General features: G+C 35.4%; 10 protein-coding genes. 6 read left to right on the top strand and 4 right to left on the bottom strand.

All coding sequences use genetic code 11. The features are described 5' to 3' along the window. The 4 genes from M666_RS01055 to M666_RS01040 all read right to left on the bottom strand — a co-directional run bounded on the left by M666_RS01055 (position 1) and on the right by M666_RS01040 (position 9,695). Positions 1-3,312: a SusC/RagA family TonB-linked outer membrane protein gene (locus M666_RS01055; RefSeq protein ID WP_029445346.1), complete on the bottom strand. Its 3,312-nt coding sequence runs from the start codon at positions 3,310-3,312 to the stop codon at positions 1-3. A 594-nt stretch (positions 3,313-3,906) separates the two neighbouring features. Continuing rightward, positions 3,907-4,773 (bottom strand): hypothetical protein, encoded by an 867-nt coding sequence (locus M666_RS01050; protein WP_029445347.1) that lies wholly within the window; start codon positions 4,771-4,773, stop codon positions 3,907-3,909. An 11-nt stretch (positions 4,774-4,784) separates the two neighbouring features. Then, on the bottom strand, positions 4,785-6,452 hold the full coding sequence (locus tag M666_RS01045; RefSeq protein ID WP_029445348.1) for a SusD/RagB family nutrient-binding outer membrane lipoprotein: 1,668 nt from the start codon (positions 6,450-6,452) through the stop codon (positions 4,785-4,787). 12 nt (positions 6,453-6,464) lie between these two features. Beyond that, positions 6,465-9,695, bottom strand: a complete 3,231-nt coding sequence (locus M666_RS01040) for a SusC/RagA family TonB-linked outer membrane protein (RefSeq protein WP_029445349.1) — start codon at positions 9,693-9,695, stop codon at positions 6,465-6,467. A 323-nt stretch (positions 9,696-10,018) separates the two neighbouring features. Between M666_RS01040 and rpsL the strand changes: the two genes are divergently transcribed. The 6 genes from rpsL to rplD all read left to right on the top strand — a co-directional run bounded on the left by rpsL (position 10,019) and on the right by rplD (position 14,754). Then, positions 10,019-10,393: a 30S ribosomal protein S12 gene (gene rpsL / locus M666_RS01035; RefSeq protein WP_013305196.1), complete on the top strand. Its 375-nt coding sequence runs from the start codon at positions 10,019-10,021 to the stop codon at positions 10,391-10,393. 20 nt (positions 10,394-10,413) lie between these two features. Then, complete coding sequence (rpsG, locus tag M666_RS01030) at positions 10,414-10,890, top strand: 30S ribosomal protein S7 (RefSeq protein WP_024479348.1); 477 nt, start codon at positions 10,414-10,416, stop codon at positions 10,888-10,890. Between the two features lie 9 nt (positions 10,891-10,899). After that, a complete protein-coding gene (gene fusA / locus M666_RS01025; protein WP_029445350.1) occupies positions 10,900-13,032 on the top strand; it encodes an elongation factor G in 2,133 nt (710 codons plus the stop codon). 10 nt (positions 13,033-13,042) lie between these two features. Continuing rightward, entirely contained in the window at positions 13,043-13,348 is a 306-nt protein-coding gene (gene rpsJ, locus M666_RS01020) for a 30S ribosomal protein S10 (protein ID WP_008613600.1), read from the top strand. A gap of 156 nt (positions 13,349-13,504) precedes the next feature. Then, positions 13,505-14,122: a 50S ribosomal protein L3 gene (gene rplC / locus M666_RS01015; protein WP_024479350.1), complete on the top strand. Its 618-nt coding sequence runs from the start codon at positions 13,505-13,507 to the stop codon at positions 14,120-14,122. Continuing rightward, positions 14,122-14,754, top strand: a complete 633-nt coding sequence (gene rplD / locus M666_RS01010; protein ID WP_024479351.1) for a 50S ribosomal protein L4 — start codon at positions 14,122-14,124, stop codon at positions 14,752-14,754. The genes rplC and rplD overlap by 1 nt, the downstream gene beginning before the upstream one ends. Positions 14,755-14,757: the final 3 nt, after the last annotated feature.

Genomic DNA, 14,757 nt, shown 5'->3' with positions numbered 1-14,757 from the left:
TTAGAATTGAAGTTTAATGTTAAAGCCAAGATCTCTAGTAGTCGGCAAAGGACTTACAGAGTATCCTTGAACATTTCCAGAAGATAAACCTCCTTCAGGATCTTCATGAGGTATATTTTTATGGATGATCCATAAGTTTGACCCAACAACACTAAATGTAGCATTTGTTAAAAAAGTTCTTTCAATAATTTTCTTTGGAAAAGTATACGTAATAGAAGCTTCTCTTAATTTTACGTAACTGGCATCATATACAAATGCAGAGTTTGGTAAACCTCTTCTATAACCTAATGCACCAAAATTCTCAGCATTAATTCTAGTTGTATTAGCTTCTCCGTTCGCATTAACACCTTCGTTGATAAAACCACCACCATCAGCTAATGAATTTCTAACAGGGTTTCCTAGGTCATTTATGAAAGCCGTTTCTTCATATAAACCTGTAGCTCTTCCGTAATATTGATCTAATGAGAAAATACTTCCACCTTGTTGTATGTCAATTAAGAAATTGAATGCTAAGTTTTTATAGTTAAAGCTATTTGTGATCCCCATTTGCCAATCTGGATTGGAGTCACCGATTACTTCATTAGAATTACTAGTTGATATATATTGTCCATTTTCTTCATCAACAACTCTCTCGCCATTTAAGTACGTATAATCTGTACCTTGTATTACACCGTATGGTTGACCTACAGTTGCATTAATAGTAACACCGCCTTGGAAATCTCCTAACTGCAAGTTTTGAATACCGTCTTCTAGAGAAATAACTTTGTTTCTATTTCTAGTCCAGTTCACATTTACATTCCAATTGAAATTATCTGTTTTAACAGGCATAGCTGTTAATGAAACTTCAACCCCAGAATTTTCAATTTCACCTGCATTTAATATTTTGTTTGAAAAACCTGTTGATGTGGATACTGGAACGCCGAAAATCTGGTCTACTGAGTTTGTTTTGTAATAGGCTACATCAAAACCTAATCTGTTGTTAACAAACCTCATTTCTATACCTGCTTCAAAACTCTGGGTGCGCTCAGGTTTTAAATCAATTTTTTTCTTAGTATTAGAAACAGATGTGCTTGATGTTCCAATAGGGGTATTTATAACAAAACTATCCTGTAAGTAGTCAAAACTAGCATCGTTACCAACTTCGGCATAATTTACTCTTAACTTACCAAAAGAAATAGCATCAATTCCTAATAATCTATTGAATACAAAACTAGTAGCCACTGAAGGGTAGTAGTATGAGCTGTTTTCCGTAGGTAATGTTGATGAGTGATCTCTACGAATCGTTGCATCTACATATAACATATTGTTATATCCAAGAGAAGCACTAGCGAAAATACCGTCTACACCAACTTTTTCAGCAGTTTCTTCCGGTAGAGGTAATGGTCCAACACTATTCTGTAATGAATACAATTTAGGTACACTTAAGCCTCCACTTGTGGAAGAATAAACAGAATTAAAATTAGTACGTCTAATGTTTGTACCTAAGATACCAGTTAAATTAAATTTTTCACTTAAGTTTTTATTGAAATTAAGCATAAAATCATAATTGGTTTCAGTTCTGTTGATATTTTTTCTACCATAACCAGAATCTACATTTCCTCTACTAACTCCAAATGAACTGGCAACACTACCGTTAGCTCTTCTTTCTTCTTGTAGTTCAGAATACGTGTCTGTAGCAATTCTAGCCATACCACTTAACCAATCATTAAATTGATAATTTAAAGAGATATTTCCAATAAAACGTGATCTAGAATCGTTTTGATAATTTTCGAACCTTGTCCAGTAAGGATTATCCCAATAAGCAGGTGCTGCACCGGCATCAGTAGTTGAAGGATTCCATGTAACGTTTCTTCCTGTAGATTTGTAGATATCTTGTAAATCTTGAATATCAACATTTGTTTGCCACCATTGTTTAAACATTCCTACAATATTATCACCATAACCGGTAGAGTTTCTTCCTAATCCACTTGTTTTTATGTAGTTAGAGTATCCGCTTACTGTAAATTTATCATTTAATTTGGCGGTACCACTCATAGAGATGTTATGCTTCTTGATTGAGCTATTTGGCAATAAACCAGATTGATCAAATAGAGTATAGTTTAATCTCAATGAACCATCTTCAAAACCTTTTTCTAATGAAACTGAATTTGTAGTAGTTACAGGAGTTTCAAAAAATGTTATTGGTCCATTTTTAGCATTAATCCATGGAGTAGCTGTCTGATAATTTGGTGATGCTGGATCAAAAGAATCCCATTGATATACCAAAAGGTTAGGATCAAAACGTCCACCGTAAGAGGCATCATCCCCGTGGTTGACAAATAAATCAGTATACTGACCATCACCATTTAGATCTCTGTTTATAAAATAGGAATCTCTAGGCGTAACAGCTCCTGGTTGATCTTCCCAAAAAATATCTTCACCATCAATGTCGGTTCCAATTACATCTCCACCCGGGCCATAACCAGCACCATATTGGTCCTGATATTTAGCGAATGTGCTTTTATCTACTGTACCAAATGTAACACCTGAACTTACCGTAACACCAATACCATTAGTTGTTTTACCTTTTTTGGTGGTAATCATAATTACCCCGTTAGCAGCTCTTGAGCCATAAAGTGCAGATGCAGCTGCACCTTTTAAAATGTTTACAGAAGCAATATCTTCAGGATTAATATCTGAAGCGGCATTTCCATAATCATAATACCCACCGCTACCTTCACCTTGGTTGGCATCGTTTGAGTTAAAGTTGCTAATAGGCACTCCGTCAATTACAAATAACGCTTGGTTATTTCCTTGTAAAGAAGAGTTACCACGGATGACAACGTTTGTTGATCCACCAAAGTTATTGTTTTTCTTAATCTGGATACCCGAAGCTTTACCAGAAAGTGCGTTTACAAAGTTTCCACTTTTAACAGTAGTTAATTCTTCACCTTTTACTTCTTGTGTCGAATATCCTAGGGATTTCTTTTCTCTTGAAATTCCCAATGCTGTTACAACAATTTCATCAAGTGCTTGGGCGTCTTCAACCATAGTAACGTTGATAGATGAAGTAGCTCCAATAATTTTGGAAATTTCTTTTTGACCTACGTAGGTAAAAATCAATGTCTGTCCTTCAGATCCTTTGATGGTGTAGTTTCCATCAAAATCTGATTGCGTTCCATTACTAGTTCCTGATACTAAGATGTTTACTCCAGGTAATGGGACACCTTGCTGATCAGTGACCGTACCTGAAATCGTCTTTTCTTGTGCAAATGTTAAATGCACAACAAACGCTAAAAGAAGCGTAAAGATTCCATTTACTTTTGTTTTCATTATTATGTTATTTGAATTAGTTGAGGGCGAAAGTGATAATTCCTTGTTAATTATCCTAAAAAAATTAATATAATTTTATTATAATGTTTAATTTCTATGGATGTCTCTTTCTTGAACTCCTGTTTTTATTGATAATTCAAATAACTACTCTTTTTTTGCGAAATGTTAAATTAATTGCTGGTTTTGTTAAATATCTTAATTTTTATTTTTTAAAGCTTTAGTTGATGTATAGAAAATTAGTCTTGATTTTTTCAAGGGAAAAGAGTTGAAAATTGTGTAATTATCTTTAATGAAAACGAATTATTAAGTTGTTAAAGATCTTGGTATGCTTTTTAATTTGAGGTATTAACTTTTGTTGAAATAAAATTTTACTAGGTGGTTTTTTATAATAAAAAGTGCTTTTATTAATTTCAGCTTCTGAAATAATTAACCCCTGTCAGATTTTTATAAGTGCTTATTTATTTATACTCCGTTAAACTAATTACAAGTAAATTTTTTTAGAATTTTTTTAACTGAAATTTTTTAATTTCCAACTTTAATGTGTAAAAAAAAAGCCACCTGTTGTAGGTGGCTTTTTAGGGTGCTTTATTGTTTTTATTCGCAGAAATCAACAATCAAATCAATCCCGCCTGCTTTTGGTGTTGGTCCATGATTTGCTTGGACATTTCCTTCTGGGTCTGTTATTTGGTAGGTGACTTCTTCATCATAGGATCCAGAATTAAAGGTGAACGTGAATAACTCTCCTGCAGGAGGAGATGTTATTATGAATTGACCATCACTAGCGTCAATCGTATAATCTGTAACTACACCTCCTGAACTAACTGAAATTGAAGCACCGTTCCAACCATCGCCGTAAGAGTCTTGCATGTCAATAATCCAATCTCCACTTAAATTTGCTGGAAGTGGGCATGCTACTGCAGCAGAATATCTGAATGGAGACTTGAATGCAGAACTTGCTTGAATTTTGGTCCCGACATTAGAGGAAGTGAATATTTCTCCGTTGGTTGTATTTAATGCTAATCTCAGTAAAAAGATGTCACCTCCGTATAACACTGATTCTTCAATATTCAAAGCATTCAAAGCGTCTCCGATGTTCACGGATATTGTGGTAACTAAACTACCGTTTTCCAATGTAAATTCACTAGCGTCAATAGTTGAAATTTGTACTTCTGGGAATGTTAATATTTCGTTGTCAATAGGGCTAGTATCGATGAACTCCATGTAAACATCAACAGATGACATGGTGTCGTCTAATTTGAAATCATCAAATTCCACTTTCACCGTTATAGCATTGTTGCTAGGGGAAAGTGAATTTATAGGAGGAGTATCACTTTCTAACGTTCTAAGAATTGCAGCTCCAGTGATCTTAGCTGTGTCAAGTCTGTCTAAATCTTCATTTTCACAAGAAATAGTTGTAAAAATAAGTGTAGATATTATCAATGAAGAAATTATTTTTTTCATAAGTATTTTTTTTAGTAAATGAAGCCTGTGTCAGGGTTAGTATCCCAGAAAACCTTTTGAAAGACATCTGGTTTTTGTTTAGCATTAGAGTTTTGATTCACATAAACATCAGGATACCAAAATGATCTTATGAAATTATCGGAAGGCTCTCTTATTAGCTGTTGTAAATTATCAGGTTTGCCAGTTCTTCTGTAAGTGTTGTATGCTTCAACGCCATTTCCCCATAAAGCTAACCAATATTCTTGAGCTATAATATTCATTTTTTGATCAGTATTAGCCGCGTTAAAATTATTCATAACCTCTAAAATATACGTATCAACTTCAGCTGTTGTAGGTGTATAACTTTCACTAACAAGATCTTCTCTGAAGCCCATAACTGTGTTAATGCTTTTTCTTATTCCCTCTTCTAAATAGGAAGCAGGATCTCCAGATGTGCCTATAGTAAGCGCCGCCTCTGCTAGCATAAAATCAACAAAGCTAGACATCATTATTGGCTCTATTCCGGAACCTTTTGTTCCAATATTTCTATCTTTTATCGCAGTAAATGAGTTGTCATCAAATTGACCTCCAACAGGATATAATCCCCAGGTTGCTCTGGCTCCTGTATCTGGTGGAATACCTTCGTCATTACCGTGGTCTCTACCCCAATAGCCTGGATTGTTTGTTAAATTGCAGTAGATACTTGAAAACCCTATATGTGCGGGTGGAAGACCTCCAACACAAGATTGTTCAACGGTATTCTCTGCATTGGTGGCTCTCTGTCTGTAGATGTAATAACGAGCTCTAGGGTCTTCTACGCTTTTTTGATTTAGCAACATATCCATGTAAGTATTAGACATGTAATCTGTTACTCCAGTGCCTTCTACAAAATTTCTTGAAAATATAGGATGTCTGCTGTCAGGGTTAGTATCTGTGGTACCATATTGGAATTTAAAATCGCCAGCAGAACTTTGAATGTAGTTGCCGCTTGAAATTATAGCGTTAATGCCTAAAACAGATTCGGCTTCAGTTACCAAGCGTGTTTGTAAGTATAATTTTAATTTTAACGTGTTGGCTAAAGCAATCCATTTTGTTTTATCTCCACCATAAAATAAATCTGTCCCAGGCTTTCTAAGTTCTTCCTTGCCAAAATTTATTATAGCCTTATCTAGTAATTCATGTGCTGTCATGTAGGTGTTTAGGCCAGAATCAGCTAAGGGGTTAAGTGATATGCCATCATTACTTTCGCTGTAAGGAATATCGCCATAAAAATCAACAAGGGTTGCAATTGTGTAAGCTTCAGCAACCTGAGCAATAGCTAGGTGCATGTAAAGTTCATCAGAAATTGCTAATGGTTCTAGGCTTCTTACATCAGCTAATATCTCTGCATATCCGGTTGTCCATGGGTAATCTTGATCTCCAGGAGAGTAGGCATTGTAATACAACGGACCGAACATATGAAGCATTCTAGTAGCTTCCATTCCTTGTTCTGAAAGGCTGGTATTATTTGTTGTTCCACCAAAAAACTCCTTCAGACTAATTTGTATTTGATTGGAATAAAAATCTGCTGAGGCATTTTCTGGATTTAAAGCATTTGGGGAATCCAATATTTCTAACTCAAATGTTTCGCAACTAGAGACACTTATTAGTAGTGCTAAGCATGCAAAACTCAATTTTATTTTTGTATGTATTTTTTTCATTTTCTTTTTTTTTTAGAATTGTGCTTTAATACTAAATCCGTAACGTTTTGAGCTAGGTCCGGAGAAATAATCCATTCCAATGTTATTACCAACACCGCTAGATAAAACATTGGTGTCAAAATTTACACCTTTTGGAAAGTTCACTGCTTTATACCACAAATTTGATCCTGTAAGTGTAAAGGATAAAGCGGAAAAAGGTGTTTTTTCAAGCATCTTAGCGCTAAGTGCGTAACCGATTCTAACATCACTTATCCTAATTGTTGTTCCGTCCCATATTTCTAATTCATCTACTCCTAACCAGTTAGAGAAAGCAATGTCTGTTGCTCCAATTTGTGTTGTGTTAACATTCCCATCAGGATTAACACCAGGTAATACGTAACTACCTAGTCGGTCAAAAGGAAAGTCTATGATACCTCTACTTAATAATGTTACAGCCGTTTTAGAAAAAATATCGCCACCATGTCTGTAGCCTAAAGTTGCGCCAAAACTAAATCCTTTGTATGTAAAGTTATTGTCTAGTGTTGCAGTCCAATCTGGATTAGGATCTCCTATTACTACATCTTCTGTATTAACGACATAAGAACCTTCGCTAGCATTTATAATTCTATTTCCAGTGTCATCGGTCTCAATTTTGTCTCCAATGAACACTCCAAAAGGTTCTCCAACAATAGCTGCATTTTTTGCATCTTCGCTAAAGGAATTTCCAATTATGATTTGCTCAATACCGTCAGGAAGTCTAGTTACTAATGATTCATCTGCATAAAAATTAATATTTGTTCTCCAGTTAAATCCTTCTGAAAAGCTTTTTACTAAGTGTAAGTCTAGGTCTAATTCAAGTCCTTTTACTTGCATGTCTCCGCCATTTATAGTCGTGCTAGTGTATCCTGTTGCAGGGTCTATATTTTTATTGGTAATTAAATCAGTAGTTTTCTTTTTAAATACACTCGCATTAATTCCTACCCTATTGTTGAGTAGTCTGGCGTCAATACCAAATTCAATTTCAGAAATACTCTCTGGCTTTAAATCAGGATTCCCTAAAAAATTAGAGGTAGTATTGCTAGATATTACATTTCCTTCATTATCAATGAAAGCTCGCCCTGTAAGGGATAAAGTGTTTCTTGTGCTATAAACATCTGGGAAACCTGCAGAGGAACCATATCCTGCTCTAAGTTTTAAATAATTTAAGCCTTTACCGTCAGATTTTAATCCATCAAAAGCACTTGTTGGAATAAAAGAGATACTGGTAGATGGATAAAGTAGTGAGTTGTTATCAGTTTCTAATGTAGAGGTCCAGTCATTTCTTGCAGAAGCGTTGAAATATAAATAATCTTTATAGCCTAATGAAAGGTCTGCGTAAACTCCTAAAACATTGTTCTTTGTTTCTGTTTGGAAGTCTATTCCGTTGAAGGAGTTTGTGGATGAAGCATTTGTGAAATTCCAGTGCTTTAGGGTGCCGTAAGCAATTTGATTAGTGCTTTCTATTCCATCTCTTTTGAAGTAGATAGAGTTGCTATTGAAGCCGCCTATTAATTTAAGGTTTAGGTTTTTGCTAAGGTCTTTGTTGAAATTAATGCTAAGGTTATGATCTGTTACTGAATTCCGGATGCTTTGCGTTCTGTATATACCTAACGTGTTTCCGCTAACTCCTCCTTTTTGTTGGCCATAAAAAGTATTTTCATTATAAATATCAAGACCATATCGATAGGCGATATTTACATGATCTGAAATTTTATAATTCAAAGAGGCATTCCCGAAGAAGCGATCAACACTTTGCCCTGTTAAGGCATTCTCTACGGTCCAGTAAGGGTTTTGGATAGAATTTGTTTCTCTGTAATATAGTGATCCACCATCTTCTCTTTGATAAGGTATGCTTTTTAAATCGACACTTATGGGTGTGTACAATAAATCTCCAAATAGTGAAGATCCATCACCTTCAACACCGCTACCCCTTGATGCAGCTATTGGAGGACTTTTTAAGTCGGTAACACTGTAATTGATACTTGCGTTAACAGATAGCTTGCCAAGTTTTGTTGAGCCGCCAATACCGAGGTTGTTTTTGGATAATGAGTTTCCGGGTACAAAACTTTTGTCGTCAGTTTTTGAGTAAGTGGCATTGTATGATGTCGTGCTATTTCCGCCATTGATTCCTACGGATAAGTTGGTGTAGACCCCTGTTTTAAAAAAATCCCGAACACTGTTGTATGCTTTATATTCATATTCACTAGCTGCTAAATCTTCAAACCCTGTAATATATTCCGGTACCGTATTTGTTGCAAATGGGTGATTTAAGAATACTTTTCCATCTCTAATTTCACTTAGATATCCACTCCATATATCTGGATTTGTATCTCCAAAAGCTGGCCCCCAGTTGCTAAAATACCAACCGAATTCTTGATCAAAACCGCCTCCATATTCATCTTGATAGTCTGGTAAATGAGGTGTGCTAAAAAAAACAGAACTGCTTACATTAACAGTTGTCTTTCCTTCAGAATTACTCCCTTTAGCATTTTTTGTCGTAATTAAAATAACTCCATTTCTACCACGATTTCCGTATAGTCCAGTGGCACTAAGGCCTTTTAGAACATTTATTTCTTCAATGTTATTAGGGTCTAGATCTAAAAACCTACTAGATTCGGTTGCATTATCAAAAAATGCTTCATTATTGTTTGTGTCACTTCCAAAAGGAACTCCGTCAACTATAAAGAGTGGTTGGTTGGAGCCTGTAATGGAAGTGTATCCCCTAATAACGATATTTGTTGAGGATCCAGAAAGACCATTGGATGATGTGATATTTACCCCAGCCGCTTTTCCGCTTAGTAGCCTTCCTACATCACTTGATGATTGCTGAGTTAGTTTTTCACCATCCACTTTACTGGTGGAGTATCCTAAAGATTTAGCTTCCTTTTTTACGCCAAAAGCAGTAACCACAACTTCTTGTAAAGATTGTGCGTCTTCAATCATTTGTATATTTATTGTTGTCGCCATGCCAACGGTCTTCTTGATATCTTTTTGTCCTACATAGGAAAAAAGTAAGACATCTCCAGGTTTACTTTGTAGGGTGTAATTACCATCAAAGTCAGTTTGTGTTCCTGTTGAAGTCCCAATTACAACAATGTTAACTCCAGGTAGCGGTAGACCATCTTGATCGGTAACCGTTCCGGAAATCTTTTTTTCTTGTGCGAATGTTAAATGCACAACAAACGCTAAAAAAAGCGAGAGGATTCCATTTAATTTTGTTCTCATTATTATTTCATTTGAATTAGTTCCGACGAAAGTCTTAAAACTATGTTAATAATCCTAAATAAATATTAAATAATTACTCATTTAAGTTAAAATATGTTTAAAATTTAAGGTTTTAAGTTAAAAATATGTTTATACTAAAATTCAGGCCTTTTTTTTAACAGAATAATAATGAGGATGTTTAAAGCTTGATTCTGGGGGCTTATTTAGGTGTAGGTGTAATTAAATCAAATAAAAATGATTAACTATTTGAATTAATGGGAATTATTGCTACATTTGCCGACCCTTAAAAAAGGGTAAGTTATATATATAGATACAATTATAGTATGCCAACAATTTCACAATTAGTAAGAAAAGGAAGGGCCACGATTACTAAGAAGAGTAAATCGGCTGCTTTGGATTCTTGTCCTCAAAGAAGAGGGGTTTGTACTCGTGTTTACACTACTACACCTAAAAAACCAAATTCTGCAATGCGTAAAGTAGCAAGGGTTAGGTTGACAAATGGTAAGGAAGTAAATGCATACATCCCTGGTGAAGGACATAATCTTCAAGAGCACTCGATAGTATTAGTAAGGGGCGGAAGAGTTAAGGATTTACCAGGTGTTAGGTATCATATCGTTAGAGGTGCTTTGGATACAGCAGGTGTTGCTGGAAGAACTCAACGTAGATCTAAGTATGGTGCTAAAAGACCTAAGAAGTAATCAAGCTTTAAACAGAAACAATGAGAAAAAAACAGGCTAAAAAGAGACCTCTTTTACCAGATCCAAGATTTAATGATCAGTTAGTGACGCGTTTTGTTAACATGATGATGTGGGATGGTAAGAAGTCTATAGCGTACAAAGTATTTTACGATGCTATTGATATCGTAGAAGAAAAGAAAACAGACGAAGAAAAAACGGCTCTAGAAATTTGGAAAGATGCTCTTTCTAATGTTATGCCTCATGTAGAGGTAAGGAGTAGAAGAGTTGGGGGTGCTACATTCCAAATTCCAATGCAGATTAGACCGGATAGAAAAATATCAACAGCTATGAAGTGGTTAATTAGTTACGCTCGTAAGAGAAACGAGAAGGCTATGTCACAAAAATTAGCTGGTGAAATATTAGCAGCTGCTAAAGAAGAGGGTGCTGCAGTCAAGAAAAGAACAGATACTCACAAAATGGCAGAGGCTAATAAGGCTTTCTCTCACTTTAGATTTTAATTATCAGAAATGTCAAGAGATTTAAAATTTACTAGAAATATAGGTATTGCTGCTCATATTGATGCGGGAAAGACAACTACTACGGAGCGTATATTATTTTATACGGGTGTAAGTCATAAAATTGGAGAAGTACATGATGGTGCTGCTACAATGGATTGGATGGAGCAGGAGCAAGAACGTGGTATTACTATTACGTCTGCGGCTACAACATGTACATGGAATTTCCCAATGAAGAATGGGGAGAAAATTGATGAAACTAAGCCGTATCATTTTAATATTATTGATACTCCTGGCCACGTTGATTTTACGGTTGAAGTAAACCGTTCTTTGCGTGTACTTGATGGTTTGGTTTTCTTGTTTAGTGCGGTTGATGGTGTGGAGCCTCAGTCTGAAACGAACTGGAGACTTGCTGATAATTACAAAGTTCCAAGAATGGGCTTTGTAAATAAAATGGATAGACAAGGTTCTAACTTCTTAATGGTTTGTAATCAAATCAAGGAGATGTTAAAATCAAATGCTGTTCCAATAGTTTTGCCAATAGGTGATGAGGCTGATTTTAGAGGTGTCGTTGATTTGGTGAAAAATAGAGCTATTGTTTGGCATGAAGATAATTTCGGGGCAACTTTTGATGTGGTTGATATTCCTGAAGAAATGAAAGCAGAGGTTAGAGAGTATAGAGCTAATCTTATAGAGGCTGTTGCTGAGTATGATGACACTTTGATGGAGAAATTCTTCGAAGATGAAGATTCTATTACTGAGGATGAAGTGCATGCTGCTTTACGAGCTGCGGTTATGGATATGAGTATCATACCTATGATTTGTGGTTCATCATTTAAAAATAAAGGTGTTCAGTTTTTATTAGACGCTGTTTGTCGTTACTTGCCTTCTCCATTGGATAAGGAAGCAATTACGGGTACAGATCCTAATACTGAATTGCCAATCACTAGAAAACCAGATGTAAAGGAGCCGTTTGCTGCTTTAGCTTTTAAAATTGCAACTGATCCTTTTGTAGGTCGTTTAGCATTCTTTAGAGCGTATTCTGGTAGATTAGATGCTGGTTCTTATGTGTTGAACAATCGTTCAGGCAATAAGGAGCGTATTTCTAGAATATATCAAATGCATGCTAACAAGCAAAATGCAATTGATTATATAGAAGCTGGAGATATTGGTGCTGCTGTAGGTTTTAAGGATATTAAAACTGGTGATACATTATCTGCTGAGAAACATCCTATTGTTTTGGAGAGTATGGACTTCCCTGATCCAGTTATTGGTATTGCGGTAGAGCCTAAAACCAAGGCGGATGTTGATAAATTAGGAATGGCTTTGGCTAAACTTTCTGAGGAAGATCCTACATTTACAGCTAGAACAGATGAAGCTTCTGGTCAAACAATTATATCAGGTATGGGTGAGCTTCACTTAGATATTATTGTAGATCGTTTAAGACGTGAATTTAAAGTTGAAGTTAATCAAGGTCAGCCTCAGGTTGAGTACAAAGAAGCTTTAACTAAAACTGCTGGTCATAGAGAAACTTATAAAAAGCAATCTGGTGGTCGTGGTAAGTTTGGTGACATTGTGTTTGAGATGGGTCCTGCTGATGATGATTTCGAAGGAACTGGTTTGCAGTTTGTTGATCAAATCAAAGGGGGGCGTATTCCAAAAGAATTTATTCCTTCGGTTCAAAAAGGTTTCACAGCTGCAATGAAGGCGGGTCCTTTAGCGGGTTATGAAATGGATCGTATGAAAGTTGTTTTGACAGATGGTTCTTTCCACCCTGTGGATTCTGATGCATTATCTTTTGAATTAGCTGCAAAAATGGGTTATAAAGCTGCTGGTAAAGCTGCTGGAGCCGTAATTATGGAGCCTATTATGAAAATTGAAGCTTTAACGCCTGAAGAAAACATGGGTGATATTGTTGGAGATTTAAACAGAAGAAGAGGAACTATTACTAACATGAGTGATAGAGCTGGTGCTAAGGTGATAAAAGGTGAAGTTCCATTATCGGAAATGTTTGGTTACGTTACGGCGTTAAGAACAATGTCTTCTGGTAGAGCGACATCAACAATGGAATTTTCACATTATGCGGAGACACCTTCAAATATTTCTGAAGAGGTAATCAAAGCAGCAAAAGGTTTAACCGCTTAATTTTACGAAAATGAGTCAAAAAATTAGAATAAAACTAAAATCATACGACTATAATTTAGTGGATAAGTCTGCTGAAAAAATAGTTAAAACTGTAAAGACTACAGGAGCTGTTGTTACTGGTCCAATTCCATTACCAACACATAAGAAAATATTTACTGTATTGCGTTCTCCTCACGTTAATAAAAAGTCGAGAGAGCAATTTCAATTAAGTTCTTATAAGAGGCTTCTTGATATTTATAGTTCTTCTTCAAAAACAATTGACGCTTTAATGAAATTAGAGTTGCCAAGTGGTGTTGAAGTAGAGATAAAAGTATAATTATACTTGTAAGCAATTTGTATTGCGAGTAACATGTCCTGAGCGTTTCGCAAGGGAAAAACGGAAAAATAAAATCAGGGTCGATTTATTTTGACCCTTTTTTTCAGTTCAAAATTGAGAGTTAATAAAAGTAAATACTAATTAATTAAATTAAATATGTCTGGGTTAATAGGAAAGAAAGTAGGCATGACTAGTATTTTCGATGAAAATGGAAAGAACATTCCATGTACAGTTATCGAACTAGGTCCATGTGTAGTTACCCAAGTCAGAACCGAAGAGGTAGACGGGTATAGTGCCCTTCAGTTAGGTTTCGATGACAAGGCAGAAAAACGTGCTAATAAGGCTGAATCAGGTCATTTTAAAAAAGCAGGTGTTTCTCCAAAGAAAAAAGTCGTTGAATTCCGTGATTTTGAAGGTGATTACAAATTAGGAGACACTATTGGTGTTGATTTATTTGTAGAAGGTGAATTTGTAGATGCTATTGGTATCTCTAAAGGAAAAGGTTTTCAAGGTGTTGTTAAAAGACATGGCTTTGCCGGTGTTGGACAAGCAACTCACGGTCAACATAACAGACTAAGAGCTCCTGGTTCTGTAGGTGCTGCTTCTTATCCTGCGAGAGTATTCAAAGGTATGAAGATGGCCGGAAGAATGGGTACTGATAAAGTAACTGTTCAAAACCTTAAGGTTTTAAAAGTAGTTCCAGAAAAAAATCTTTTAGTTTTAAAAGGTTGTGTGCCTGGTCATAAGAACGCTTACGTAACTATTGAGAAGTAATGAAGGTAGCAGTTTTAGATATTAAAGGAAAAGAAACAGGTAGAAGCATAGAGCTTTCTGATGCTGTTTACGGTATAGAGCCAAATAAACATGCTGTTTATTTAGACGTTAAACAATATTTAGCGCACCAAAGACAAGGTACGCATAAGTCTAAAGAAAGAGCTGAGATAGCTGGTAGTACAAGAAAAATAAAGAAACAAAAGGGTACAGGTACTGCTCGTGCGGGTAGTATTAAGTCTCCAGTTTTTAGAGGTGGTGGTCGTATATTTGGACCAAGACCTAAAGATTATAAGCAAAAATTAAATAAGAATTTAAAACGTTTAGCTAGAAAATCTGCTTTGAGTATTAAGTCAAATGAAAAAGCAATTTTAGTAGTTGAAGATTTTAATTTTGATGCTCCAAAAACAAAGGATTTTAAGAATGTTTTGAAGTCATTAGGCTTGGAAAATAAAAAATCTCTATTTGTGTTGGGTGATTCAAATAATAATGTATATTTGTCGTCACGCAATTTGAAAGGGTCTGAAGTTGTAACTAACTCAGATTTAAGCACTTATAAAATTTTAAATGCTAATAATATTGTGCTTCTAGAAGGTTCTTTAGAAGGAATTGAGTCTAACTTAACTAAACAATAAGAA

It is taken from the genome of Cellulophaga baltica 18 (assembly GCF_000468615.2).
Taxonomy (GTDB): Bacteria; Bacteroidota; Bacteroidia; order Flavobacteriales; family Flavobacteriaceae; genus Cellulophaga; species Cellulophaga baltica.
The sequence above is the reverse complement of the archived record's forward strand: the minus strand, read 5'-3'. Positions and strand labels throughout refer to the sequence as shown.